Origin of the sequence: Kocuria sp. SM24M-10 (assembly GCF_001027955.1) — a bacterium.
In the GTDB taxonomy this organism is placed as follows: domain Bacteria; phylum Actinomycetota; class Actinomycetes; order Actinomycetales; family Micrococcaceae; genus Kocuria; species Kocuria oceani.
The window spans coordinates 1-24,668 of record NZ_LDNX01000062.1 but is presented as its reverse complement, the minus strand read 5'-3'; the positions used below and the strand labels follow the sequence as shown (position 1 = coordinate 24,668).

The window sequence follows — 24,668 nt, the reverse complement described above, 5'->3', positions numbered from 1 at the left end:
CCATGACCCAGCCCTCACGGATTCCTCCCACCTCCTCCGGCAACTACCGGGTGCTGCGGACCGTGCCCACCTACGCCGAGGCGCAGCAGATCGTCGACGCCCTCTCCGACGAGGGGTTCCCCGTGGAGCACGTGCGCGTGGTCGGCACCGGGCTGCGCTCGGTCGAGCAGGTCACGGGGCGGATGACCAACGGGAAGGCCGCGCTCTACGGCATGGCCACCGGCGCGTGGCTCGGCCTGTTCGTGGGGCTGCTCCTCGGCCTGTTCACCGTGGGCGGCTGGCTGTCCGTGGTGCTGTGGGGCGTGGCGCTGGGTGCCGTCTGGGGCCTGGTCTTCGGCCTCGTGGGCCACGCGGCCACCGGCGGGCGCCGTGACTTCCGCAGCGTCCAGGGCCTCGAGGCGGACGCCTACGACATCCTGGTGGACGCCGAGCACATCGACGACGCCGCGGCGCGGCTGACCGGGGGCGGGTCCACCGCCTGAGGGCGCCCGTGCCGGGTCCGCCCGGCCGGGCCCGGCACGACTCGCCGTCTTGCACATGCGGGCGTCGGTGTCCAGCCCTGTGTCACGTCGGGTCGGTTCATGGCGGTTTGTGACGACCGGCGTGACTGTCCGGGGCAAGCCGCGAAGAATCGACGCCATGACACAGACGACGCGCGCGCCCCGTGCCGCCCGGAAGCCGAAGCCCGAGGGGCAGTGGAAGGTCGACGGCCGGGACCCCCTGAACCCGAACGAGGTCTTCAAGCAGGCCGACGACGGGCTCAACGTGCGCACCCGGATCGAGGAGGTCTACTCCCGGGAGGGCTTCGACTCGATCGACCCCCAGGACCTGCACGGGCGGTTCCGCTGGTGGGGGCTCTACACCCAGCGCCGGCCGGGCATCGACGGCGGCCGGACGGGGTCCCTGTCCGACGCCGAGATCGAGGACAAGTACTTCATGATGCGCGTCCGGCTCGACGGCGGGGCGCTGACCCGCGAGCAGCTGCGCGTGCTCGGGCAGATCTCGGCGGACTTCGCCCGGGACTCGGCCGACATCACGGACCGGCAGAACATCCAGTACCACTGGATCCGCGTGGAGGACGTCCCGGAGATCTGGCGCCGGCTCGAGGACGCGGGCCTGGACACGACAGAGGCCTGCGGGGACGTCCCGCGCGTGATCCTGGGCTCCCCGCTGGCCGGGATCGCCGCGGACGAGATCATCGACCCCACTCCGGTGATCGAGCGGATCAAGTCCACCTGGATCGGCTCCCCGGAGTTCTCCAACCTGCCGCGCAAGTACAAGACCGCGATCACCGGCCACCCGTCCCTGGACGTGGTGCACGAGATCAACGACTGCGCCCTCGTGGGCGTGGTCCACCCCGAGCTCGGCCCCGGCTACGACCTGTGGGTCGGCGGGGCGCTGTCCGTGGTGCCGTTCCTCGGCAAGCGCCTGGGCGCCTTCGTGACCGAGGAGCAGGCCCCGGAGGTCTGGAAGGGCGTCACGAGCATCTTCCGCGACTACGGCTACCGGCGGCTGCGCAACCGCGCCCGGCTGAAGTTCCTGGTCCAGGACTGGGGGACCGAGAAGTTCCGCCAGGTGCTCCAGGACGAGTACCTCGGCTACGAGCTCGCGGACGGCCCGGCGCCGGAGAAGGCCGCCGTGCCGGGCGACCACATCGGCGTGCACCGGCAGAAGGACGGCCGGTTCTACATCGGGGTGGCCCCGCGCGTGGGCCGCGTCTCCGGGGCGAAGCTGCTGGCCCTGGCCGACGTGATGGCCAAGTACGGCTCCGACCGGCTGCGCACCACCCCGCACCAGAAGCTCGTGCTGCTCGACATCGAGGAGGCCGACGTGGAGAGCGTGGTCGCCGACCTCGACGCCCTGGACCTGCAGGCGCGGCCCTCCGCGTTCCGCCGCTCCACGGTGGCGTGCACCGGCATCGAGTACTGCAAGCTCGCGATCGTCGAGACGAAGCAGACCGCCTCGGACACCATCGACGAGCTCGAGCGGCGGCTCGACGGCGTGGAGCTGCCCCACCCCATCTCGATGCACGTCAACGGCTGCCCCAACTCGTGCGCCCGGATCCAGACCGCGGACATCGGGCTCAAGGGCCAGCTGCTGCCCACCGAGGACGGCGGGCAGAAGCCCGGCTACCAGGTGCACCTGGGCGGCGGGCTCGCCGCCGACGACCGGGCCGAGGCCGGACTGGGGCGCACCGTGCGCGGCCTGAAGGTGTTCCAGGACGACCTCGCCGACTACGTCGAGAAGCTGGTCCGGCGCTTCCTGGCCCAGCGCACCGGGAACGAGACCTTCGCCGAGTGGACCCACCGGGTCGAGGAGAGTGAACTCGCATGACCAGCACCGACAGGGGCACCCGCCCCGCGCTGCGCGACGAGCAGCAGCTGCGCGAGCTCGCGGCGGCCGGCGCCGCCGCGCTGCACGCCGAGCTGGACGCCGAGGGCCGTGTGCCCGCCGCCGGCGAGGCGTCCACGGAGGAGGCGATCCGCTGGGTCGCGGAGAACTTCGACCTGCGCAACGTCACCGTGGCCTGCTCGATGGCCGACGCCGTGCTGCCGGCCCTCGTCGCCGAGCAGCTGCCGGGGGTGGACGTGCTCTTCCTGGAGACCGGCTACCACTTCCCGGAGACCATCGGCACCCGGGACGCCGTGGCGCACATGCTCGACATCACCGTGGTCGACGCCCTGCCGGAGCTCACCGTGGCCGAGCAGGACGAGAAGCACGGCAAGGACCTCTTCGCCCGCGACCCCGGCCTGTGCTGCGCGATCCGCAAGGTGGCTCCGCTCAAGAAGTCCCTCGAGGGCTACGAGGTCTGGTTCACCGGCGTGCGCCGCGACGAGTCCTGGACCCGCACCAACGCGCCCATGGTGACCTTCGACGAGACGCACAAGCTCGTCAAGGTCAACCCGATGGTCCGCTGGAGCCTCGACGAGCTGGTCCAGTGGTCGCAGGACCGCGGGATCCCGACGAACCCGCTGATGGGGGAGGGCTACCTCTCGATCGGCTGCGCCCCCTGCACCCGGCCCACCGCCCCGGGCGAGGACCCGCGCGCGGGCCGCTGGTCCGGCCAGGACAAGATCGAGTGCGGGATCCACCTGTGAGCGCACCCACGACGACGGAGGCGAACGTGACCACCCCCAGCACCGCCCCGGCCCCCGCGGAGGCCGGCGTGCACAGCAGCCTCGACGCGCTCGAGGCCGAGTCCATCCACATCCTGCGCGAGGTCGTGGCCGAGTTCGACCGCCCCGCCATGCTGTTCTCCGGCGGGAAGGACTCGGTGGTCATGCTGCACCTGGCCGCCAAGGCCTTCTGGCCGGGCCGGATCCCCTTCCCCGTGCTGCACGTGGACACCGGGCACAACTTCCCCGAGGTCCTCGACTTCCGGGACCGCACCGTGGAGCGGCTGGGCATCCGCCTGGTCGTGGCGTCCGTGCAGGACTACATCGACGACGGCCGGCTGCTCGAGCGCGCCGACGGCACCCGCAACCCGCTGCAGACCGTCCCGCTGCTGGACGCGATCGCCGACAACCGGTTCGACGCCGTGTTCGGCGGCGGCCGCCGCGACGAGGACAAGGCCCGGGCCAAGGAGCGGATCCTGTCCCTGCGCGACGAGTTCGGCCAGTGGGACCCGCGCAACCAGCGGCCCGAGCTGTGGAACCTCTACAACGGCCGGCACACCGCCGGTCAGCACGTCCGGGCGTTCCCCATCAGCAACTGGACCGAGCTGGACATCTGGCGCTACATCGAGCGGGAGAACATCGAGCTGCCGCCGATCTACTACGCCCACGAGCGCGACGTGTTCCGCCGCGACGGGATGTGGATGGCCGTGGGCGAGTTCTCCGCCCCCTCGGCCGCCGAGCCGGTCGAGCGGCGCAGCGTGCGCTACCGCACCGTGGGGGACATGTCCTGCACCGGGGCGGTGCTCTCCGCCGCGGGCACCGTGGCCGACGTGGTGGCCGAGGTCGCCGTGTCCACGCTGACCGAGCGCGGGGCCACCCGCGCGGACGACAGGATCTCCGAGGCCGCCATGGAGGACCGCAAGAAGGACGGGTACTTCTAGACATGACTTCCCCCAGCACCGTGACCCCGCAGGTCCCCGCCGAGCAGGTCCCGACCATCGACCCCGGCTCGCTGTTCCGCTTCGCGACCGCCGGGTCCGTCGACGACGGCAAGTCCACCCTGGTGGGCCGGCTGCTGCACGACGCGAAGGCGATCCTCGCCGACCAGCTCGAGGCCGTGGGCCGCACCTCGGCCGAGCGCGGCTTCGGCGGCGGCACGGGCCGGCTCGACCTCGCCCTGCTGACCGACGGCCTGCGCGCCGAGCGGGAGCAGGGCATCACGATCGACGTGGCCTACCGCTACTTCGCCACCGACCGCCGCTCCTTCATCCTCGCCGACTGCCCCGGCCACGTGCAGTACACGAAGAACACGGTCACGGGCGCCTCGACGGCCGACGCCGTCGTGCTGCTCGTGGACGCCCGGCACGGGGTGGTCGAGCAGACCCGCCGGCACCTGGCCGTGGTCTCGCTGCTGCGCGTCCCGCACGTGGTGATCGCCGTGAACAAGATCGACCTGGTCGACTACGACCGGGAGGTCTTCGACCGGGTCTCCGCCGACGCCACCGGCGTCGCCGCCCGGCTGGGCATCGAGGACGTGCACGTGGTGCCCGTCTCCGCCCTCGAGGGCGACAACGTGGTGGAGGCCTCCGCGCGCACCCCCTGGTACACCGGGCGCCCGCTGCTGCGCGTGCTCGAGGAGCTGCCCACGGTCGACGAGTCCGGGCGCGGCACCTCCCGCCCCTTCCGCCTCCCCGTCCAGTACGTCATCCGCCCGCAGGGCGGCACGGCGCCGGGCGCGGACGCCGAGGCGCTGCGCGACTACCGCGGCTACGCCGGGCAGATCGCCTCCGGCACGGTCGCGGTCGGCGACGAGGTGGTGGTCCTGCCCGCCGGCCGGCGCACCACGGTCACCGGCATCGACGTGGCCGGCACCGCTCCGGCCCCGGGCGCGCCCCTGCCCGGGGAGCAGCTGCCGGAGGCCGCCGCCCCGCTGTCCGTGACGCTGCGGCTGGCCGACGACATCGACATCGCCCGCGGCGACCTCCTCGCGAGCGCCGACGACGAGCTGCCGGAGCCCAGCCGGGACCTGACCGCCTCGGTGGCCTGGCTCGGCGAGCGGCCCCTGCAGCCGCGCGCCCGCGTGCTCGTCAAGCACGGCGCCGCCACGGTCCAGGCCATGGTCCAGGACCTCGAGGGGCGCCTGGACCTCGAGGAGCTGGTGCTGCGCGACGCGGCGACCCTGGAGCTCAACGACATCGGACGGGTCCGGCTCCGGCTGGCCTCCCCGTTGCCCGTCGACCCGTACGACCGGCTGCGGCGCACCGGCGCCTTCCTGCTCGTCGACCCCGCCACCGGCAACACGCTCGCCGCCGGACTCGTCCGGGACGCCTAGGTGGACCGGCAGCAGCCGCCGGCCCTCACCACGGTGACGGCCGGCGACGGCGGGCGCCCCGCCGCCGGCCGCCGTCCGGGCTGGCCGCTGGTGCTGACCGCGCTCGCGCTCCTGACCGCCCTGACGGTCGCCGCCACCGTGCTGCGCGCCAACGGGACGCTGGCGGCCTGGGAGCAGACCGCGGTCGAGACCTCCGACGCGGCCGAGCTGCGTCTGGGCTACTTCGGCAACCTGACGCACGGACCGGCCCTCGTCGGCCTCGAGAACGGGCACTTCGCGGAGGAGCTGGGGGACACGACCCTGTCCACCCAGGTCTTCAACAGCGGCCCCACCGCGGTGGAGGCCATGAACGCCGGGTCGATCGACGCCGCCTTCGTGGGCCCCAACCCGGCGATCAACTCCTTCGTCCGCTCCCAGGGCCGCTCGCTCGCCGTGGTCGCGGGCGCGGCGTCCGGCGGGGCGCAGTTCGTGGTGGGCCCGGGCGTCACGGACGCCGAGGACCTGGCCGGGCGCACCGTCGCGAGCCCCGAGTTCGGGGGGACCCAGGACGTGGCCCTGCGGACCTGGCTCACCGAGCAGGGCTACGAGGTGGACGGCGACGGTCAGCGCGCGGTCGCCATCACCCCGATGGCCAACGGCCAGACCATCTCCATGCTGCGGCAGGGACGCGTGGACGGGGCCTGGCTGCCCCAGCCGTGGGCCACCCGCGCGGTGCAGGACGGCGCCCGGGTCCTCGTGGACGAGCGCGACCTCTGGGCGGACGGGCGCTATCCCACGACCGTGCTGGTGGTGCGCAAGGACTACCTCGAGCGCCATCCGGAGACGGTCGAAGGACTCGTGCGGGGCCTGCAGCGGTCCGTGGACTGGCTGGACGAGCACGAGGACGACCCCGCGCTGCTGGCCTCGACCCTGAACCGGGGCCTGGAGCGCGCCCAGACCGAGACCCTCCCCGACGAGACGATCGCGGGCGCCCTCGAGGCGATCGAGTGGACCACGGACCCCCTCGCGGACACCTACCCGCAGCTGCTGGCCGACGGCGTGGCGGCGGGGACCACGGACGAGGCCTCGCTGGACGGCCTCGTGGACACCACGGTCCTCGACCGCGTCCGCGCCGGCTCGGAGGAGGGCCCATGAGCACCACGACCACCACCGCGATCCGGCTGCAGGGACTCGGGAAGACCTTCTCCGCCGAGGACGGCCCGGTCCTGCAGGACGTGGACCTCGACGTGGAGCGTGGGCAGTTCGTCGCGCTGCTCGGCGCCTCGGGCTGCGGCAAGTCGACGCTGCTGAACATCGTGGCCGGGCTCGAGGAGCCGACCGCCGGGTCGGTGACCGTCCCCGCGGAGGGAGCGGCCCTGATGTTCCAGGACGCCGCCCTGTTCCCCTGGCTCACCGCACGGCGCAACGTGGAGCTCGCCCTGGAGCTGCGCGGCGTCCCCGCCGCGCAGCGGCGGGAGCGGGCCGAGGAGCTGCTCGAGCTGGTCCGGCTGCCGCACGCGGCGGACAAGCGTCCGCACGAGCTCTCCGGCGGGATGCGCCAGCGCGTGGCCCTGGCCCGGGCCCTGGCCCAGGAGCGGGAGGTCCTGCTCATGGACGAGCCGTTCTCCGCGCTGGACGCCATCACCCGGGACCTGCTGCACGAGGAGCTGCTGCGCGTCTGGCGCGCCACGGGACGGACGATCGTGTTCATCACCCACAACGTCGGCGAGGCCGTGCGGCTGGGCCAGCGGGTCCTGCTCATGTCCTCCCGCCCCGGGCAGGTGGTCCAGGAGTGGGACACCCGGCCGTGGAAGGACCCCGAGTCCTACGGTTTCGAGGGCAGCGCCCAGTCACTCGACGACACCCTCGCCGAGCTGACCCGCACCATCACCGCACGACTGCGTGAGGAGATCAGCCGCCATGCGAAATGACACCGCCCTGCCCCAGGTCCCGGCCGCGCCGCCGGCCGCGCCCCGCGCACCCCGGGCGGCGGAGCGGACGGCCTCCGGGCCGCTCCCGGTGCCGCCCGCCGAGCAGGACGCCGCCGGCGAGGAGCTCGCCGGCCTGGACGCGCTGCAGACCGAGCGCACGCGCAGGACCTCGGCCGGGGAGGTGTTCCGCACCAAGGTGGCCCCGCCGATGGTCGCCCTGGTGGCCGGCCTGCTGCTGTGGCAGCTGCTCGTCGCCCTCCTCGGCCCCCGGCCCGACGTCATGCCGGGGCCGCTGGACGTCGGGCGGCAGTTCGCGGAACTCCTCACCGACGGCACCGTCCTGGGCGCCCTCGGCACGAGCCTGTGGCGGGGGATCAGCGGCTTCCTGGTGGCTGCGGCGGTGGCCACGCCGCTGGGGCTGTTGATCGCCCAGCGGCGCGCCCTCCGCGACGCCGTGGGCCCCATCATCTCGGGCCTGCAGGTGCTGCCCTCCATCGCCTGGGTGCCCGCCGCGATCATCTGGTTCGGCCTCTCCGACGCCACCGTGTACTTCGTGGTGCTCATGGGGGCCATCCCGTCGATCGTCAACGGCATGCTCGCGGGGGTGGACCAGATCCCGCCCCAGCTGCGCCGGGCCGGCCACGTGCTCGGGGCCCGCGGCTGGACCATGGCCAGCAAGGTGGTGCTCCCCGCGGCCCTGCCCGGCTACGTCGCCGGGCTCAAGCAGGGCTGGGCGTTCTCATGGCGCTCGCTCATGGGCGCCGAGCTCATCGCGATCGGTGGCTCCATCGGCTTCGGCCTGGGCTCCCTGCTGGAGCAGGGCCGGACGGTCTCCAACATGGCGGTGGTGATGGTCGCGGTCCTGTCGATCCTCGCCGTCGGCATCCTCGTGGAGCTGCTGTTCTTCAACCCCGTGGAACGCCGGCTGCTGCGCGGGCGGGGGCTGCTCGGCCACCGGTCGTGAGCATCCTCACCCGGGAGATCCCGGGACGACATCACTAAACTTGGACCCGGTCCACGACGCGCGCGGTGCACGCCGTGCGCGCGAACGAAAGGAACCTCAGTGGCTGACACCACCACCCGCCCCCTGCGCGTCGCCGTGATCGGCGCCGGCCCGGCCGGCATCTACGCCGCGGACATGCTCACCAAGTCCGAGCCCGTGAAGAACGGGGAGCTCGAGGTCAGCATCGACCTGTTCGACCGCTACCCGACCCCGTTCGGGCTGATCCGCTACGGGGTGGCCCCCGACCACCCCCGGATCAAGGGCATCATCACCGCGCTGCGCGCGATCCTGGGCCGCGGCGACATCCGCTTCTTCGGCAACGTGGAGTTCGGCCGGGACCTGACCCTCGCCGACTTCGGCGCCCACTATGACGCGGTGATCTTCGCGACCGGTGCCGTCTACGACGCCCCGCTGAACATCCCCGGCAACGACCTCGAGGGCGTCCACGGCGCCGCCGAGTTCGTCGCCTGGTACGACGGGCACCCGGACTTCCCGCGCACCTGGCCGCTCGAGGCGAAGGAGGTCGCGGTCATCGGCAACGGCAACGTGGCCCTCGACGTCGCCCGGGTGCTCTCCAAGCACGCCGACGACATGCTCGTCACCGAGATCCCCGGCAACGTCTACCAGGGCCTGAAGGCCTCCCCGGTCACGGACGTGCACATCTTCGGCCGCCGCGGCCCCGCCCAGGTGAAGTTCACCCCGCTGGAGCTGCGCGAGCTCGCCAAGTCGCGCGACGTCGACATCGTCGTCTACGACGAGGACTTCGACTACGACGAGGGCTCCGAGCAGGCCATCGCCGAGAACAACCAGGTCAAGGTGATGGTCAAGACCCTCGAGAAGTGGCGGGCCGACGACGCCCCGCAGACCGCCTCCCGGCGCCTGCACCTGCACTTCCTGCAGAGCCCCCGCGAGGTCCTCGGCGAGGACGGCCGGGTCACCGGCCTGCGCATGGAGCGGACCCGGCTCAACGGGGACGGCTCGGTGTCCGGGACCGGCGAGTACGTCGACTACCCGGTGCAGGCCGTCTACCACGCCGTAGGCTACCTGGGCTCCCGGCTGCCGGAGCTGCCCTTCGACGACGGCCGCGGCGTGATCCCCAACGCGGAGGGCCGCGTCCTGGCCGAGAACGGCACGGTGCTGCACGGTCTCTACGCCACCGGGTGGATCAAGCGCGGCCCGGTCGGGCTGATCGGCGCCACCAAGTCCGACGCCCTCGAGACGGTCACCCACCTGCTGGAGGACCGCCCCGTGCTGCCCGGCGCCACCCGCCCCGACCCCGGGTCCGTGAACGAGGTGCTCGAGGCCCGGGGCGTCGAGTACACCACGTGGGAGGGCTGGCTGGCCCTGGACGAGTACGAGCAGGGCCTGGGCCAGTCCTCGCACGACGCCGAGGGCAACCCGCGCGAGCGGGTCAAGGTGGTCGAGCGCGAGGAGATGGTCAGCGTCTCCCGGGAGGGCGTGCCCGAGCCGGTCTCCTCGCCCGTCTGAGCCGGAGCCCAGCACCCCTGGGGCCGCGTCCTGCCGGGCAGGACGCGGCCCCTCGCGCTCCCGGGACGGGAGCAGCCGCTCCGGGACCGGCGCCGGCAGAGCGGCGCCCCACCGGGTCAGAGGCCCAGCAGCTCCCGGACGTGGTCGTTGAGGAAGACCCCGTCCGGATCCGCCGCGGCACGGGCGTCGAGGAAGTCCTGGAACCGCGGGTAGACCGCGTGCAGGTACCCGGCGTCCCGGGTGTGCACGGTGCCCCAGTGCGGGCGTCCGCCGTGGTCCACGAAGACCTCCTCCGCCGCGGCGAAGACCTTCGGGTCGTAGCGCCGCCAGTACTGCCGCAGCGCGATCCAGGCGGTGTCGCGGCCGTGGGCGGGCGCCAGCCAGGCCTCCTCGGCGGCGGAGCAGCGCACGTCCACGGGCAGCGAGAAGGCATAGCCGCGGCGCTCGACGAGCGTCTGCAGCTCCCGGAAGGCGACCCCCAGCTCCTCCACGGGCAGCGCGTACTCGGTGGAGACGAAGCGGACCCGGCGCGGGACGGTGAACACCCGGAAGGAGAGGTCGCTGTACTGCCGCGGGCTGTTCGTGAGGGCGTCGACCCGGTTGAGCCCGGGCGTGGAGCGCGGCAGCGCCGTGGCCAGCTGGTTCAGCCCGGCGGTGAGGGTGTTGCGCAGCAGGGCGTCGTCGAGCCGGCGCACGGTGCGCGCCACGGGGGAGCCGGGCCGGGTGTAGGAGTCCGGGAGCTTGTGCAGCCGGGTGAGGATGCGGGTCTGGGCGGTGGCCGTGCCCGGCATCCAGTAGAACTCGAAGTGGTCCGACCCGGCCATCCGTGATCCCACGGAGTCCACGAGCTGCCCGAGCGGCTCCCGGATCTCGGCGGCGTGCAGCCGGAAGGCCGGTTCGCAGGCCAGGGTCACGCTCGCGAGGATCCCCAGGGCGCCCAGTCCGGCCCGCGCCGCCTGGAACAGCTCGGGGCGCTGTTCGGCGGAGCACTCCACCAGCTCGCCGCGGGCCGTGACCAGGGTCAGGGCCACCACCTGGGCCGAGAGGGAGCCGAAGGCCAGGCCGGTGCCGTGGGTGCCGGTCGAGACCGCGCCGGCGATCGTCTGCCAGTCGCTGTCCGGCAGGTTGGTCACCGCCAGCCCGTGGGCGTCCAGCTCCTTGTTGAGGGCCCGGATCGTGGTGCCCGCCAGGACCGTGACCCGGTGCTGGTCCGCGTCCACCGCCGTGAGCCCGGTCAGCCCGGTGAGCTCGACCATCACCTCGGGCGCCAGGGGCAGCGCCGAGAAGCTGCAGCCGGAGCCCACGGCGCGCACGCCCAGGCCCCGCTGCGCGGCGGCCGCCACGCCCTGGGCCAGCTCCGCCACCGAGGCCGGGCGCAGGACGTGCTGAGGGGTGACGGCGTGCGTCCTGCCCCACGTGGCCCACTCCGTCGCCCCGGTCTCCCCGGGCAGAGTGTCGGGCGACGAGACCTCGCTCATCGGCGGAACCGTCCTTCCTGGCAGGCGGGTGCACAGTGCGCCCTCATCTTCTCACCCCGGGCGCCGATCGTCCGCCGGCGGGCGCCGACCGCGGCGCGTCCGCGCGTACCATCGGAGGCGAGGTCCCGGGCCGCGACGGAGCCGTCCGGGCGGAGGCCGCGCACAGGAGGCAGCACCATGACCGACCACCCGTCCCCGGAGCGCGAGGAGCGCCGCGACACCAGCCTGGGGGAGGAGGCCGTCCGCCGGCGCTCCCCGGCCGCCGGAGGGCAGGGTCGCGCCCTGGACGCGACCGGCGAGGTCGTCGTGGGCGTCGACGGCTCCGAGCAGAGCCTGGGCGCCCTGCGCTGGGCGGCGCGGGAGGCCCGCCGCCGCGGCCTGCCCGTCCGGCTGGTCACCGCCTACAGCATGCCCGTGTTCTCGGGCTCCGGGTTCGACACCGGCTACGCCACCGTGGACGAGGCCGCCCTGACCCAGGGCGTCGAGGAGCTGCTGAACCACGCCGCGGACCAGGTCCGCCCCGTGGGGGTGGAGCTGCGCGCCACGGTCGAGACGGGCGACCCCTCCGGCGCCCTGCTCGAGCTCAGCCGCACGGCCGAGCTGATGGTCCTCGGCTCCCGCGGCCGGGGCGGGCTGCTGGGCCGGCTGCTGGGCACCGTCTCCACGGCCGTGCCGGCGCACGCCAAGTGCCCCACCGGGGTGGTGCCCCTGCCCTGGTCCCAGGAGCACCTGGGCGCGGAGGAGCTCACCACCGACCGGGCCCTCGTGGACCGCGTGGTCGTCGGCTCGGACGGCTCCACGCAGGCCCGGGCGGCGATGCTCTACGCCGCGGAGGAGGCCCACCTGCTCGGGGTCCCCCTGACCGTGGTGTGCGCGCTCCCGCCGGTGAGCGGGGCGCTGGCCTGGATGCCCACGGCCGTGGACTTCGAGGTGATGTACGACGACGTCGCCCGGGCCCTGGGCGGCGGGGTGGCCTGGCTCAGGAGCTGGTTCCCGGACCTCGAGATCGGCTCCGAGCTGGCCGACGGCCCACCGGTGCAGGTCCTGGTGGAGCAGACCCGGAAGAACTCCCTCGTGGTGCTCGGCACCCGGGGCCGGGGCGGCTTCGCGGGCATGCTGCTGGGCTCCACCTCGCAGGGGGTGCTGCACAACGCGGCCGGTCCGGTGCTGATCGTCCCGGACCGCTACGACCAGCGGATCGAGACCCGCAAGGACTTCGACCTCGACGACGTCCGCCCCTGGGACGCCTGAGCGGGCCGGGTCAGCCCCAGCCCAGCTCGTGCAGCCGCTCGTCGTCGATGCCGAAGTGGTGGGCGACCTCGTGGATGACGGTCACCGTGATCTCCTCCACGAGCTCCTCCCGCTCGGTGCACATGCGCTGCAGCGGGCCGCGGTAGACGAAGATCCGGTCCGGCAGGGACCCGGCCCCCCAGCCGCCGTCCCGGGCGGTGAGGGGCACGCCCTCGTAGAGGCCGAGCAGGTCCGGCGCGTGCCCGGGCGGTTCCTCCTCGACGAGGATCACCACGTTGTCCATGGCCCGGAAGAGCTCGTCCGGGATGAGGTCGATGGCGTCGTCGACGGCGCCGTCGAACTCCTGGCGGGTCATCTCGATCACGCCCCCTTTCCTACCCCACGCGCGGCCCGGGCGCACGGGGTGCCGGCCGCACGGGTGCCGCCGGGTGCCGGCCCGGACGGCAATTGTGCGAATTCCGGGGGAAGCCCTAAGCTGTACTCGGTTTCACCCGTGCCAGGGTCCTCGGTCCTCGAGGCCGTGGCCGCCGGCGCGGGCGTTCTGGCCCCCATCGTCTAGCGGCCTAGGACACCGCCCTTTCACGGCGGCGGCACGGGTTCGAATCCCGTTGGGGGTACGCGAAGCAGGTGGGCCTCCCACCGATTTGCACAACCGGCGAGGAATGCTGGTAAGATCAATCCTCGTTGGAAACAGCAAGGCCCTGTAGCGCAGTTGGTTAGCGTGCCGCCCTGTCACGGCGGAGGTCGCGGGTTCAAGTCCCGTCAGGGTCGCTCAGGCGGCGTTCACAGCGGAAGAGGTCTTTCCGGGGTGCGACGCCGTCGCGGCATATCCGCCTCGGATGTGCCGGGGCTCTGTAGCTCAGTTGGTAGAGCGTACGACTGAAAATCGTAAGGTCACCGGATCGACGCCGGTCGGAGCCACCGCGGAAGAACCGCCGGTCCCCACGGGGACCGGCGGTTCTTCTCATGTCCGGGGTCCTTGCCGGCTGCCAGCCCGCACCGAGGTTCGCTCCGTATCCTGGAGCCGTGACCCGCCCGCCCCGCCGCTCGAGCGCACCCGGCGCAGTGCTCGCTCCCGCCGTGCTGTGCCTGCTCGCCGTGGCCGGCTGCGGCGCCGGGCAGCAGCAGGGGTTCGTCCTGGAGTCGGTCCCGGGACCGACCACCCCCGCCCCGGTCCCCACCGAGGAGTCCCCGGGCCCGGAGACCTGTTTCGACGTCGCCGGCGCCTACACCTCCCTGATGCTCGTGCCGCTGTCCACCGACGGGCCGCACCCCGGCTTCGACCCCGGCCGGGCGGCCGACTCCGTGCAGGAGCTCGCGCCCGGGATGCCCGCCGACCTCCGGCCGGCCTTCGACTCCGCCGTGGCCGATCTGCGCGCCGCGGGCGACTCGCTGCAGCCGGTCGAGGTCGCCGACCTGCAGCGCACGCTCGCCCCGGTCGACGACTGGCTGCAGCGGCGCTGCGGCGAGTCCGCCCCCGCCCACTGACCGGCCCGACTGATCAGCTTCCTGCCTATACTGGCCGCGGGCCGCCCGGGCCGGGTGCCCGAACGGAGGGAGCGACCATGAGCGAGCAGCAGCGGGAGCACGGACCGGGGCAGCAACCGGGGCGGGAACCGGAGCGCGGAACGGTCGAGGACCAGCGCGAGGACGGCGTGGTCGTCGAGCCGGGCGGCGAACTGGACCGTGATCTGGCGCGACAGGGCCTCGAGGACGAGGAGGACCGGGCATGACCGCCGCCTCCCGTCCGGACCTGCTGCTGCGCGCGGCCGGAATCGGCGCCGCGGCGGGCGTGGTCGGCGCCGCCGGGATGGTGCTGGGGGAGAAGGCCGAGCAGGCCCTCACCCGGCGCCCGAACTCCTACGTCCCCGGCCGTGCCCTGCTGACCCTGCTGGGGCGGCCCCCGGGCGACGACGAGCGGCCCCGGGGCTGGAACTCCGTGATGCACTACGGCACCGGGGCCGCCCTGGGTGCGCTGCGCGGCGTCTGGTCGGTCACGGGCATCCGCGGCGGGTCCGCGAGCGCGTGGCACACCGTGGTCCGGCTCGCCGTCGACCAGACGGTGGAGAACGCGACCGGGGTGGGCGCCCCGCCGGCGTCCTGGCCGGTCCAGGAGCTGACCGTCGACGTCCTGCACAAGGCGGTCTACTCGGTGCTGACCGGGGCGCTGGCCGACCGGCTGCTCGCCCCCGTGCTCGCCTCGGGCCGGGGCCGCACCAGCCACTGACCCGCCCCGGGTCAGGCCGTCAGGCGCACCCACACCGCCCGCTCGGGCCGCAGCGCGCCGTCGGCCACGGCGTCCTCCCGGCTGGCCACGAGCAGCTCTCCGGCGGGCAGCGGCACCGGGGCCCCGCCCAAGTTCGCCGCCACCAGCACCCGCTGCCCGGCCTCGGTGGTGCGCACGAAGGCGAGCAGGCCCGTCGCGGCGTCGTGCGCCTCGTGCCAGGCGAACGCGCCCCGGCCCAGGCCGAGCTCCCGGCGCAGGGCGATGGCGGCGCGGTACAGCGAGTGCGTGGACCCCGGGACGCCCACCTGGCGGTCCGCCGCCAGCTCCGCGAAGGCCTCCGGCTGCGGCAGCCACGGCTCGGGGCCGAAGCCGTGGCCGGGCTCCCCGGCGGCCCAGGGCAGCGGCACGCGGCAGCCGTCGCGGCCGATCTCCTCGCCCCCGGTGCGGGCGAACGCCGGGTCCTGCCGCAGCTCCGCGGGCAGCCCCGTGTGGTCGGGCAGGCCCAGCTCGTCCCCCTGGTACAGGTAGGCGGAGCCCGGCAGCGCGAGCTCCACCAGGGCGGCGGCACGGCCCCGGGCCAGGCCCTGGTCGTGGTCCGGCTGCTCGCTCCCCGCGTCGATCCCCTTGGGGTAGGCGACCGGGTCCGAGAGCCCGAAGCGGGAGACGTGCCGGACCGTGTCGTGGTTGGAGAGCACCCAGGTGGTGGGCGCCCCGACCTTCGCGGACTCGGCCAGCGAGTCCCCGATCGCCCGGGAGAGCCGCGCCCAGTCCCATCCGGCCACCAGGAAGTCGAAGTTGAAGGCCTGGTGCATCTCGTCGGAGCGCACGTACATGGCCAGCCGGTGGGCCGGCTCGACCCACGCCTCGGCCACCATCATCCGGTCGCCGTCGTACTCGGCGAGCACCCGGTGCCAGTCGCGGTAGACCTCGTGCACGCCGTCCTGGTCGAAGTAGGGGCTGCCGGTGCTCATGGGGGTGTCCGGCTCGTCGTGCTCCCGCGCGTCGTGCTCGCCCTCGACCATGTGCACCTGGTGGTCCCAGTCCGGCAGGCCCTCGGCCTTGACCAGCCCGTGGGCCACGTCCACGCGGAAGCCGTCCGCGCCGCGGTCCAGCCAGAAGCGCAGCACGGAGCGGAACTCCTCCCACACCTCCGGGTTCTCCCAGTTGAGGTCCGGCTGGGTGCTGTCGAACAGGTGCAGGTACCACTGCCCGTCCGGCAGCCGGGTCCACGCCTCACCGCCGAACACGGAGCGCCAGTTGTTGGGCGGCAGCTCGCCGTGCTCGCCCCGGCCCTCCCGGAACATGTAGCGCTCCCGCTCGGGGCTGCCGGGCCCGGCCGCCACGGCCGCCCGGAACCACTCGTGCTCGCTGGAGGTGTGGTTGGGCACGAGGTCCACGATGAGCCGCATGCCCAGCTCGGCCATCCGGGCGCGCATCCGGTCGAAGTCCTCGAGCGTGCCGAACCGGGGATCGATGTCCCGGTAGTCGGAGACGTCGTAGCCGGCGTCGTGCTGGGGGGAGACGTAGAAGGGGGACAGCCACAGGGCGTCCACGCCCAGGTCCGCCAGGTAGTCCAGCCGGTCGATGATGCCCGGGAGGTCACCCATGCCGTCACCGTTGCCGTCGTTGAAGGAGCGGGGATAGATCTGGTAGATCACCGCGGAGCGCCACCACTCCCCGGCGGTGGTCGTGCGGGGCGTCTCGGCCTGCTGCGTCATGGAGCTCCTCGGGGTCGTCCGGTCGGGGGATGTCCGTGCCCCACTGTGCCAGGCCGCCGGTGCGGTGTCAGCACGGACGCGCCGGTGCCCATAGCACATCCGTGGCGGCCGGTGAAACCGGAGCTGTTTCATGACGGGGCCCCGTGCCCGACTGGACCCGACGGTTAGGTTCCCCTAACCTGCCTCCGGGGGTTTTACCGAACTCTTCCGTGTCCTTATTCTCTGCCGCCTCCGGGCGGCGACCTGAGGTGGTCCCGTGCGCTCTCCGCTCCGGTCCGCGATGCCCGTCGGGCTCGTGGCTCTTCTCACTCTGTCGGGCTGCGGCTTCAGCGGCGAGGAAGGTGGCAGCACCCAGGCCGCCGACCGCGATCAGCGGATCGTGGTGGACAACTTCCGCGCCCCGGTCGCGGACTGGGCGCTGGAGAGCGACGCCGCCTACATCCTCTCCCTGTCGGGGTGCCTCGAGACCCTGACCCGCTACGACGAGGCGGCGGGCGAGATCGTGCCGGCGCTGGCCACGGAGTGGGAGCAGGTCTCGCCCCTGGAGTGGGAGTTCACCCTCCGGGAGGGCGTGCAGTTCCAGGACGGCACCGCGCTGACCGCCGACGCGGTCGTGACCTCGCTGCGCGCCGTCCTCGACGCCGAGGTCCCGGCCCGCGCCTTCAGCCCCGCCGTGGTCAGCGGCGTGGAGGCCGTCGACGAGCGCACCGTGCGGATCACCACCCCGGCCGAGAGCCCGCTGGTCCCGTACCGCCTGGCGAGCGTCAACACCGGGGTGCTGGCCCCGGCGGCCTTCGAGGGCGGGTCGGTGGACCCCTTCGGGCACTGCACCGGGCCGTTCACCCCGGTGTCGGAGAAGCCCAAGCAGTCCCTGACCGTGGACCGCAACGAGGACTACTGGGGCGGAGAGGTCCAGCTGGCCGGCGCCGAGGTCCGGTTCATCACCGACGGGGCGACCCGCGCCACGCAGGTCCAGACGGGGGAGGCAGACGTCTCCCTCTCCATCCCGGCGGCCAACGTCGCCGCGCTGGAGGCCGACCCCGCCGTCGAGGTGCTCCAGGCCGAGTCCCCGCGCACCGCGACCCTGTACATGAACAACGGCCGGGCACCGTTCGACGACGTCGACTTCCGCAAGGCCGTCCGCTCGGCCCTGGACCTGGACGCCCTGGCGGCCAGCGTCTACGAGGGGGCGGCCCTCCCGGCGACCGGGCCCTTCGCGCCCTCCGAGCCCTGGGCGATCGAGGGCGCCGAGGCCCCGCAGCAGGACGTCGACGCCGCGAAGGAGCTGCTGGCCGCCGCCGGCTACACCGCGGAGCGGCCGCTGGAGATCATCGCCATCGTGGAGCGGGCCGAGTTCGCCGACGTGGCCACCGTCATCCAGGAGAACCTCAAGAGCGTCGGGGTCCCCGTGACCATCACGACCAAGGAGTACGCCGCCGTGGAGCCGGACCTGCTGTCCGGGGACTACGACATGGTGCTGAGCCAGCGCAACCGGCTGATCGACATCGCCGACCCCATCGGCTTCCTCACCGCCGACTACACCTGCGAGGGCACGTACAACCTCAGCCACTTCTGCGACGAGGAGTACGACCGGCTCGTGGAGGAGGCCGCCGGCACCGCCGACACCGCGCAGCGCTACGAGCTGTACGCCCGGGCCGGAGAGATCCTCGAGGAGCAGGCCGTGAACGTGTGGCTGGTCAACGAGCAGGCCGTCGACGCGGTCCGTGCCGATCTGCAGAACCACCGGCAGGACCCGCTGTCCCGGTACGTGCTGCGCGCGGAGACGAGCAAGCCCGCCTCGTGAGCACCGCCGGCAGCACCAGGACCCCGGGACGAGCGGAAGGACGGGACCGCGCGTGACGGCCTTCCTCGCCCGGCGGGCGGCGACCCTGGGGATCACCGTCCTGCTCGCGTCCTTCGTGGTGTTCCTCATCCCCTACGTGACGCCGGGGGACCCGGTGCGCAAGATCATCCGGTCCCGGGTGGCCGGAGAGGTGATCGACGACTCCGTCGCCCAGGCCCTTGCGGCCGACCTGGGACTCCAGGACCCCCTGATGGTGCAGTACCTGCGGTGGCTGGGCCGGCTGCTCGGCGGCGACATGGGGCTGTCCTACGCGAGCCGCACCCCGGTGGTCGAGCAGGTGCTGCCCGCCCTGGGAATCACACTGAGCCTCGTGGTGATGACCCTGGCGGTGGCCGCGGCGGTCTCGGTGGTCCTGGGCGTCATCGCCGCGCTGCAGGAGGGCCGGGCCGCCGACCGGATCATCACCACGGTCACCCAGGCGTTCATCGCCGTGCCGGAGTACTGGCTCGCCCCGGTGCTCGTGCTCGTGTTCGCCCTCAACCTGTCGCTGCTGCCCTCCGCCGGGTGGTCGGGGCCCTCCTCCGCGGTCCTGCCGGTGGCCGTCCTCGCGCTGCGGCCGACGAGCTACTTCACCTCCGCCGTGCGCGAAGGAGTCCTCGACGCGCTGGGCGCCGAGCACGTCGTCGCCGCCCGGGCCCGCGGCCTCGGACGGTTCCGGACGCTCCGGCGGCACGTGCTCCCCAACGGGCTGCTGCCCCTGACCACGCTGGTGGCCGTCTGGTTCGCCGGGCTGCTGGGCGGATCCGTCATCGTGGAGGTCGTCTTCGCCATTCCCGGCATGGGACGGCTGCTCTACGACGCGGTGCGCAACAGCGACATCCCCCTGGCGCAGGGCGGTGTGGTCGTCGTCGTGGGCCTGGCCGTCGCGCTGACCACCGCCGCCGACCTGGTCCACGGCCTGCTCAACCCCCGGGTCAGGGGGCGCCGTGCGTGAGCGCCGCGCCCTCGTGTGGGCCGCCTCGGCGGTCCTGGTCCTCGTCGTGCTCGCCGTGGCCCTCGCGCCCTGGCTCGCGCCCCACCCGCCGGCCGCGCAGGACCTCACGGCCCGGCTGGCCCCGCCGAGCGCCGCCCACTGGCTGGGCACCGACCACCTGGGCCGGGACACGCTGAGCCGGCTGCTCGACGGCGGGCGGTTCTCCCTGACCGTCGCCGCGCTGGCCACGCTGCTCACCGCCGTGACGGGCACCGTCATCGGGGTGCTCAGCGCCCGGCGCCGGGGCTGGCTGGACGAGGTGTTCACCCGGACCAGCGACGTCCTGCTGGCCCTGCCGGAGATGGTCGTGGCCCTGTTCCTGGTGGCCGTGCTCGGTCCCGGGCACCTGTCCCTGCTGCTGGCCCTGACCGTGACCGGCTGGACACCGTTCGCCCGGCTGGCCCGGGCGCTGACGTACGACGTCTCCGCGCGCGGCTTCGTGGAGGCCGCCCGGGTCCTCGGCTGCTCGCCCTCCTTCATCGTGCTGCGCCACGTCCTTCCCCACCTGGCGGGGCCGCTGCTCGGGCAGGCCACACTGCGCTTCGGGCAGTTCCTGATCACCGTGGGGGCCCTGTCCTACCTGGGCCTGGGGGTGCAGCCCCCGCAGTCGGACTGGGGGGCGATGCTGGCCGCCGCCCAGCCGTACGCGGCCCGGTCCCCGTTGACGATCCTCGCCCCCGGGCTCGTCGTCTTCGTCGTCGCCCTGTGCGTCACCCTCGTCGGCCAGCGACTGGCCCGGGCGACGAGCACCCGCATGGTGCTCTCCTCCGCGCCCTCCCGGACGGTGCCGGATGCCTGAGGGGCTGAGCGTCGAGCAGCTGCACGTCAGCCGGCGGGGGCCCTCCGGAGCCCCCCGGCCGGTGCTGTCCGGGGTCGACCTCGCGGTGGCGCCGGGGGAGTTCGTGGCCCTGGTCGGCGCCTCCGGCAGCGGCAAGACGATGACGGCCATGTCCGTCCTGGGCCTGCTGCCCCCGCAGGTCCAGCTCGACGCCGGATCGATCCGGCTGGGCGGGACCGACCTCGCCCGGGCGGGCGAGGCCGAGCTGGACAGGGTCCGCGGCGGGCGGATCGGCATGCTGTACCAGCAGCCCAAGCGGATGTTCAATCCCCGCCGGACGGTCCTCCACCACCTGCGGGAACCCCTGCGGCTGCACGGCGGGCTCCGGGGCGGGGCGGCCCGGGAGCGGGCGCTCGAGCTCCTGTCCGAGGTGGGGTTCCGGGACCCGGAGTCCTGCGCCAGCGCGCACCCCCACCAGCTCTCCGGGGGCATGGCCCAGCGGGCCATGGTGGCCCTCGCCCTCGCCGGCCGGCCGGAGGTGCTGCTCGCGGACGAGCCGACCTCCGCCCTGGACACGGTCCTCGAGCGGCAGATCCTCGAGCTGATCGACCGGGAGCGTCGCGACCGCGGGCTGGGAGTGCTCTACATCAGCCACAACCTGGCCACCGTCTCCGCCTACGCGGACCGCGTGGTGGTGCTGGACGCCGGGCGCGTCGTCGAGGCGGGCCCGGCCGGAACCGTGCTCAACCGTCCCCGCAGCGCGTGCACCCGGGCCCTGCTGGAGGCCGCGGCCCTCACCCCCGCCGACACGCCGCCCCCCGCCGCGGGCACGGGCGCGGCGCTGGCGCTGGAACGGGTCACCAAGACCTTCGGCACGGGCCGGCGCCGCGGACGCCCTGCCGTGGAGCAGGTCACGCTCGAGCTGCGGGACCGGGAGATCCTCGGGGTCCTGGGCCAGTCCGGCTCCGGGAAGAGCACCCTGGCCCGCCTGGCCGTCGGGCTGGAGGCCCCCGACGCCGGACGCGTCACCGGGGCCCCGGGAGCGCCGGGAAGTGCCGGTCCGGTGCGCACGGGTGTGCAGCTGGTCTTCCAGGAACCGCACGACTCCTTCGACCCCCGCATGCGGCTGCGCACCAGCCTGGAGGCCCCCCTGCGGCAGCACCGGGACCTCCCCGCGGAGGAGCGGGAGGCCCGTCTCCTGGACGCGGTGCGCGAGGTGGAGCTCGACCCGGAGCTGCTGGAACGGTATCCCGGCCAGTGCTCGGGCGGGCAGCTGCAGCGGCTCACCATCGCCCGGGCCCTGCTGCTGGAACCGACCGTGCTCATCTGCGACGAGGCCACCTCGGCCCTGGACGCTGCGACCCAGCGCACCGTCCTGGACCTGCTGCTGCGGCTGCACCGGGACCGGGCACTGTCGCTGATCATGATCTCCCACGACCTGGGCGTCATCCGCTACATGAGCCACCGGGTCGCGGTGCTCCACCACGGAACCCTGGTCGAGCTCGCGCCGACCCGCGAGTTCTTCGCCGCGCCGCGCCACGAGCACAGCCGGCAGCTGGTGGCGGCGGCCCTGCCCCGGGTGTGCGCGATCCTGGACCACCACACCCTGCCGCCGGAGCACCGCGATGTCCCCGCCTGACCACCGGCCCGAGACGCGCACCCTGCTCGGGGCCCAGCTGGTCTTCAACATCGGCTTCTACGCCGTCATCCCCTTCCTCGCCGGCGCCATGGGCACCGAGTACGGACTGGACGCCGCCGCGATCGGACTGGTGCTCGGGGCCCGCACCTTCAGCCAGCAGGGCATGTTCCTGTTCGGCGGTCTGCTGGCCGACCGCTGGGGCCCCCGCCGGGCCATCCTCACCGGCTGCCTGGTGCGCATCCTGGGCTACGCCACCCTGGCGGCGGCCTCGGACTTCCCCCTCTTCCTGCTCGGCGCGGTCCTAACCGGCGCCGGGGGCGCACTGTTCTCGCCCGCGCTGGAGTCCCAGCTCTCCCACGCCGACCGGCCGCCGGCCGGCGGCGCCGGGGGCGCGGGCCGGCGGTCGGTGTTCGTGTGGCTGGCGATCACGGGCGAGCTGGGCGCGGTGCTGGGTCCCGTGCTGGGCACCGCCCTGCTGGGGTGGGGGTTCGACGCGGCCCTGGGCGCCGGGATCGCGGTGTTCGCTCTCGTGACCGTCCTGCTGTGGTTCCGCCTGCCCGCCGCACCTGCCGCGCGGGCCCGGGGCGCGGGGGGCCCCGGGCCCGCCCTGGGATGCCTGCGCAACCGGCGCTTCGTCCTGTTCTGCCTGTTCGCGGGCACGAACATGCTGGCCTACAACCAGCTCTACTTCACCGTCCCGGTCGAGCTGGACCGGCGCGGCCTCGACCCTGCCTGGCTCGGGGCACTGTTCCTGCTGGCCTCGGTGCTGACCCTGCTCCTGCAGCTGCCGGTCTCGGGGCTGGGCCGGCGGCTCGGGCCCGGGCGCGCCCTGTCCGCCGGCTTCCTGGTGGTGGCCGCCGCGTTCGCCGTGGCCGCCCTCACCTCGGTGCCCCCGGGTGCGCAGGAGAGCTCCGTGCTGCCGGTCATGGGCGCGGTCGCGGTGCTGATCCTGGGCCACATGCTCCTCACCCCCACGATCCTGTCCCTCATTCCGGTCTTCCTCCCGGACCCGGGGGCCCGCGCCGGACGAGGCGCCTACTACGGGCTGGCCGCCACCTGCGGCGGCGTCGCCGTGCTCGTGGGCAACGCCGGGCTCGGGATCCTGCTCGAGCTCACCGCCCGCCACCACTGGTGGCCCGGCACACCATGGATCCCCCTGTCCCTGCTCGCGCTCCTGGCCGCCGCGGCGCTGCCGGTCGTGCTGCGCCGCCCCGGCGGCGACCGGACCCGGGCCGAGGCGCCGTCCCGCACCGCCCCCTGAGCCCGGCCGGTCACGGACCCGGCCGGCGGTTCCTCCGGCCGGTGCCGGTGGGTGAGGATGGGAACGGACGGGGCGACGCCGTGCCTGCCCGGCCGGAGGGATCCCGCCCGAGCGAGGAGGACTGCCATGCCCGTTCACAGGACACACCGCACGAGACGACTGGTCGCCGCGTCGGCGCTGACACTGGCGGCCGCGACCGGCTGCACCGGCGGCGAGGAGCCCGAGCCGGGCGGCGGCACCCCGGCCCAGCAGGAGACGCCCGGAGCGCAGGAGACACCGTCCCCGGCCGGCGCCGCCGAGACCACGGGAGGCCTGGCCTACGACGGCCCGTACGACGAGCAGTTCGTCGCGGAGCTGCCCGACCACGCCGGGCAGCAGGTCCGGCTCACCGGGACGATCGGGGACTTCGTCCGTTCCCGCTCCGCCTACGTGCTCACGGGCCCGGCGGGAACGGATCCCCTGCTGGTCAGCGCCCGGTACACGGCCCCGGACGTCGCGGAGGGCTCCACGGTGGAGGTGACCGGCACGCTCCGGGAGGACTTCGAACCCCCCGTCGCCGAGGAGGCGGCCGCGGACGACGAGTCCGGCTTCTACGCGGAGCACGCGGGGGAGGCCTATCTGGACGAGGCGACGGTCGACCCCGCGCCCTAGGGCTCCCGCGGAGCCTCGGGGCTCCCGCCGAGAACGCGCCGGTCATCACGAGCGGGTCACGATCTGCGCAGAGGGTTCCCCGCAGGAGCCCGGAAGGCCCGGTGAAGGTCGGCGGACATCGCTTTCCTGCTGGTCCCGGGCCGGACCGGCTTCTTACGGTCGAGGAGCAGCACACCCGGGGACCCGGCGGCCCACCGCCCCGGCGACCGGGACCGACACGAGGAGGACCATCATGGGAACACACAGCACGCGCACCACCCGCACGCTCGCCGCAGGGCTGTTCGCCGTCGCCGGGCTCGGTCTGGCCGGATGCGGCTCGGAGGGCCCGGAGACCGGCACCGACGTCGAGGACGTCACGGACGGGGAGGTCGTGGAGAGCTCCGCGGCGGCCACCGAGGACGCCGGGGCGATGGCCCTGGCCTACGAAGGGGACTACAACCAGGACTTCTACGACGAGGTCACCACCTACACGGGTCAGCAGGTGACGCTCTCGGCCGAGGTGAGCGAGACCATCTCGCCCGATGCGTTCGCCATCGCCGGTGCGGTGGATCCGCTGCTGATCGTCGAGGAGCAGGAGATCCCCCCGCTCGACGACGGCCAGGTGGTCCAGGTCACCGGCACCGTGCAGGAGGGCTTCGACGTCGCCGGTGTGGAGCAGGAGCTCGGCGTCGATCTGGAGGACGAGGCGTTCACCGAGTTCGAGGGCGAGCCCTACATCATGGCCACCAGCGGGGAGGTCATCGAACAGGAGTGAGGAACGGCCGGCCGGGACGTCCGGTCCCGTGCGAGCACGCGACGGCACGGGGCCCGACGCGGTCGTCCGGGAACGCCCCGCTCCCCGGGCGGGCCCGCCGGCCGGATCTCGGCCGGCACCAGGCCACCCGGCACACCCCCGTCACGGGAGCATCGAGGAGGACACTGATGACCCATCGCACCCTGACCCACCGCCCCCTGACCCACCGCCCCCTGACCCACCGCC

General features: G+C 73.9%; 23 protein-coding genes and 3 tRNA genes. 23 read left to right on the top strand and 3 right to left on the bottom strand.

What is annotated here, in order from left to right; translation table 11 throughout:
• The first annotated feature begins 2 nt into the window (after nucleotides 1-2).
• The 9 genes from ABL57_RS07570 (at nucleotide 3) to ABL57_RS07530 (ending at nucleotide 9,849) form a co-directional block, all read left to right on the top strand.
• Nucleotides 3-482 carry a general stress protein gene (locus ABL57_RS07570; RefSeq protein WP_047802850.1) on the top strand — a complete coding sequence of 160 codons (480 nt, stop codon included), beginning with the start codon at nucleotides 3-5 and terminating at the stop codon, nucleotides 480-482.
• A gap of 157 nt (nucleotides 483-639) precedes the next feature.
• Nucleotides 640-2,334 carry a nitrite/sulfite reductase gene (locus tag ABL57_RS07565; RefSeq protein ID WP_047802849.1) on the top strand — a complete coding sequence of 565 codons (1,695 nt, stop codon included), beginning with the start codon at nucleotides 640-642 and terminating at the stop codon, nucleotides 2,332-2,334.
• Nucleotides 2,331-3,098, top strand: a complete 768-nt coding sequence (locus ABL57_RS07560) for a phosphoadenylyl-sulfate reductase (protein WP_047802848.1) — start codon at nucleotides 2,331-2,333, stop codon at nucleotides 3,096-3,098. The genes ABL57_RS07565 and ABL57_RS07560 overlap by 4 nt, the downstream gene beginning before the upstream one ends.
• Before the next feature lie 26 nt (nucleotides 3,099-3,124).
• On the top strand, nucleotides 3,125-4,057 hold the full coding sequence (cysD, locus tag ABL57_RS07555) for a sulfate adenylyltransferase subunit CysD (RefSeq protein WP_047802847.1): 933 nt from the start codon (nucleotides 3,125-3,127) through the stop codon (nucleotides 4,055-4,057).
• A gap of 2 nt (nucleotides 4,058-4,059) precedes the next feature.
• Nucleotides 4,060-5,448, top strand: coding sequence for a sulfate adenylyltransferase subunit 1 (locus ABL57_RS07550; RefSeq protein WP_047802846.1), 1,389 nt, complete (start codon nucleotides 4,060-4,062; stop codon nucleotides 5,446-5,448).
• Nucleotides 5,449-6,582: an ABC transporter substrate-binding protein gene (locus tag ABL57_RS07545; protein WP_053004816.1), complete on the top strand. Its 1,134-nt coding sequence runs from the start codon at nucleotides 5,449-5,451 to the stop codon at nucleotides 6,580-6,582.
• Entirely contained in the window at nucleotides 6,579-7,358 is a 780-nt protein-coding gene (locus tag ABL57_RS07540) for an ABC transporter ATP-binding protein (protein ID WP_047802845.1), read from the top strand. The genes ABL57_RS07545 and ABL57_RS07540 overlap by 4 nt, the downstream gene beginning before the upstream one ends.
• A complete protein-coding gene (locus ABL57_RS07535; protein WP_047802844.1) occupies nucleotides 7,348-8,322 on the top strand; it encodes an ABC transporter permease in 975 nt (324 codons plus the stop codon). The genes ABL57_RS07540 and ABL57_RS07535 overlap by 11 nt, the downstream gene beginning before the upstream one ends.
• Before the next feature lie 99 nt (nucleotides 8,323-8,421).
• The gene (locus ABL57_RS07530; protein WP_047802843.1) at nucleotides 8,422-9,849 is read left to right on the top strand and encodes an FAD-dependent oxidoreductase; all 1,428 of its coding nucleotides are present in this window, start codon (nucleotides 8,422-8,424) and stop codon (nucleotides 9,847-9,849) included.
• A gap of 116 nt (nucleotides 9,850-9,965) precedes the next feature.
• Here the strand turns inward: ABL57_RS07530 and ABL57_RS07525 are convergent, their stop codons facing one another.
• A complete protein-coding gene (locus ABL57_RS07525) occupies nucleotides 9,966-11,327 on the bottom strand; it encodes a D-arabinono-1,4-lactone oxidase (RefSeq protein ID WP_053004815.1) in 1,362 nt (453 codons plus the stop codon).
• Between the two features lie 177 nt (nucleotides 11,328-11,504).
• Between ABL57_RS07525 and ABL57_RS07520 the strand changes: the two genes are divergently transcribed.
• Nucleotides 11,505-12,578 carry a universal stress protein gene (locus tag ABL57_RS07520; protein ID WP_082157292.1) on the top strand — a complete coding sequence of 358 codons (1,074 nt, stop codon included), beginning with the start codon at nucleotides 11,505-11,507 and terminating at the stop codon, nucleotides 12,576-12,578.
• 10 nt (nucleotides 12,579-12,588) lie between these two features.
• Here the strand turns inward: ABL57_RS07520 and ABL57_RS07515 are convergent, their stop codons facing one another.
• Nucleotides 12,589-12,933 carry a metallopeptidase family protein gene (locus tag ABL57_RS07515; RefSeq protein WP_369821411.1) on the bottom strand — a complete coding sequence of 115 codons (345 nt, stop codon included), beginning with the start codon at nucleotides 12,931-12,933 and terminating at the stop codon, nucleotides 12,589-12,591.
• Between the two features lie 189 nt (nucleotides 12,934-13,122).
• Between ABL57_RS07515 and ABL57_RS07510 the strand changes: the two genes are divergently transcribed.
• From ABL57_RS07510 to ABL57_RS07490, 6 genes are all read left to right on the top strand, one after another.
• Nucleotides 13,123-13,195, top strand: a tRNA-Glu gene (locus ABL57_RS07510).
• Nucleotides 13,196-13,275: 80 nt separating this feature from the next.
• Nucleotides 13,276-13,349: transfer RNA gene (locus ABL57_RS07505), tRNA-Asp, on the top strand.
• A 77-nt stretch (nucleotides 13,350-13,426) separates the two neighbouring features.
• Nucleotides 13,427-13,499, top strand: a tRNA-Phe gene (locus tag ABL57_RS07500).
• A 105-nt stretch (nucleotides 13,500-13,604) separates the two neighbouring features.
• Nucleotides 13,605-14,066, top strand: coding sequence for a hypothetical protein (locus tag ABL57_RS07495; protein ID WP_152683307.1), 462 nt, complete (start codon nucleotides 13,605-13,607; stop codon nucleotides 14,064-14,066).
• A gap of 77 nt (nucleotides 14,067-14,143) precedes the next feature.
• Nucleotides 14,144-14,311, top strand: a complete 168-nt coding sequence (locus ABL57_RS22240; RefSeq protein WP_158041264.1) for a hypothetical protein — start codon at nucleotides 14,144-14,146, stop codon at nucleotides 14,309-14,311.
• Nucleotides 14,308-14,805, top strand: coding sequence for a hypothetical protein (locus ABL57_RS07490; RefSeq protein WP_047802840.1), 498 nt, complete (start codon nucleotides 14,308-14,310; stop codon nucleotides 14,803-14,805). Before ABL57_RS22240 ends, ABL57_RS07490 begins: the two co-directional genes overlap by 4 nt.
• 11 nt (nucleotides 14,806-14,816) lie before the next feature.
• Here the strand turns inward: ABL57_RS07490 and ABL57_RS07485 are convergent, their stop codons facing one another.
• Nucleotides 14,817-16,523 carry a glycoside hydrolase family 13 protein gene (locus ABL57_RS07485; RefSeq protein ID WP_047802839.1) on the bottom strand — a complete coding sequence of 569 codons (1,707 nt, stop codon included), beginning with the start codon at nucleotides 16,521-16,523 and terminating at the stop codon, nucleotides 14,817-14,819.
• 280 nt (nucleotides 16,524-16,803) lie between these two features.
• Between ABL57_RS07485 and ABL57_RS07480 the strand changes: the two genes are divergently transcribed.
• The 7 genes from ABL57_RS07480 to ABL57_RS07450 all read left to right on the top strand — a co-directional run bounded on the left by ABL57_RS07480 (nucleotide 16,804) and on the right by ABL57_RS07450 (nucleotide 24,443).
• Nucleotides 16,804-18,327, top strand: coding sequence for an ABC transporter substrate-binding protein (locus ABL57_RS07480; RefSeq protein ID WP_152683313.1), 1,524 nt, complete (start codon nucleotides 16,804-16,806; stop codon nucleotides 18,325-18,327).
• A gap of 52 nt (nucleotides 18,328-18,379) precedes the next feature.
• Complete coding sequence (locus ABL57_RS07475; RefSeq protein WP_047802837.1) at nucleotides 18,380-19,321, top strand: ABC transporter permease; 942 nt, start codon at nucleotides 18,380-18,382, stop codon at nucleotides 19,319-19,321.
• Complete coding sequence (locus ABL57_RS07470; protein WP_047802836.1) at nucleotides 19,314-20,159, top strand: ABC transporter permease; 846 nt, start codon at nucleotides 19,314-19,316, stop codon at nucleotides 20,157-20,159. Before ABL57_RS07475 ends, ABL57_RS07470 begins: the two co-directional genes overlap by 8 nt.
• A complete protein-coding gene (locus ABL57_RS07465) occupies nucleotides 20,152-21,777 on the top strand; it encodes an ABC transporter ATP-binding protein (RefSeq protein WP_047802835.1) in 1,626 nt (541 codons plus the stop codon). The genes ABL57_RS07470 and ABL57_RS07465 overlap by 8 nt, the downstream gene beginning before the upstream one ends.
• Nucleotides 21,764-23,038 (top strand): MFS transporter, encoded by a 1,275-nt coding sequence (locus ABL57_RS07460; RefSeq protein WP_047802834.1) that lies wholly within the window; start codon nucleotides 21,764-21,766, stop codon nucleotides 23,036-23,038. The genes ABL57_RS07465 and ABL57_RS07460 overlap by 14 nt, the downstream gene beginning before the upstream one ends.
• Nucleotides 23,039-23,164: 126 nt before the next feature.
• The gene (locus tag ABL57_RS07455) at nucleotides 23,165-23,689 is read left to right on the top strand and encodes a hypothetical protein (RefSeq protein WP_047802833.1); all 525 of its coding nucleotides are present in this window, start codon (nucleotides 23,165-23,167) and stop codon (nucleotides 23,687-23,689) included.
• Between the two features lie 232 nt (nucleotides 23,690-23,921).
• The gene (locus tag ABL57_RS07450; RefSeq protein ID WP_047802832.1) at nucleotides 23,922-24,443 is read left to right on the top strand and encodes a hypothetical protein; all 522 of its coding nucleotides are present in this window, start codon (nucleotides 23,922-23,924) and stop codon (nucleotides 24,441-24,443) included.
• The last annotated feature ends 225 nt before the right edge of the window (nucleotides 24,444-24,668 follow it).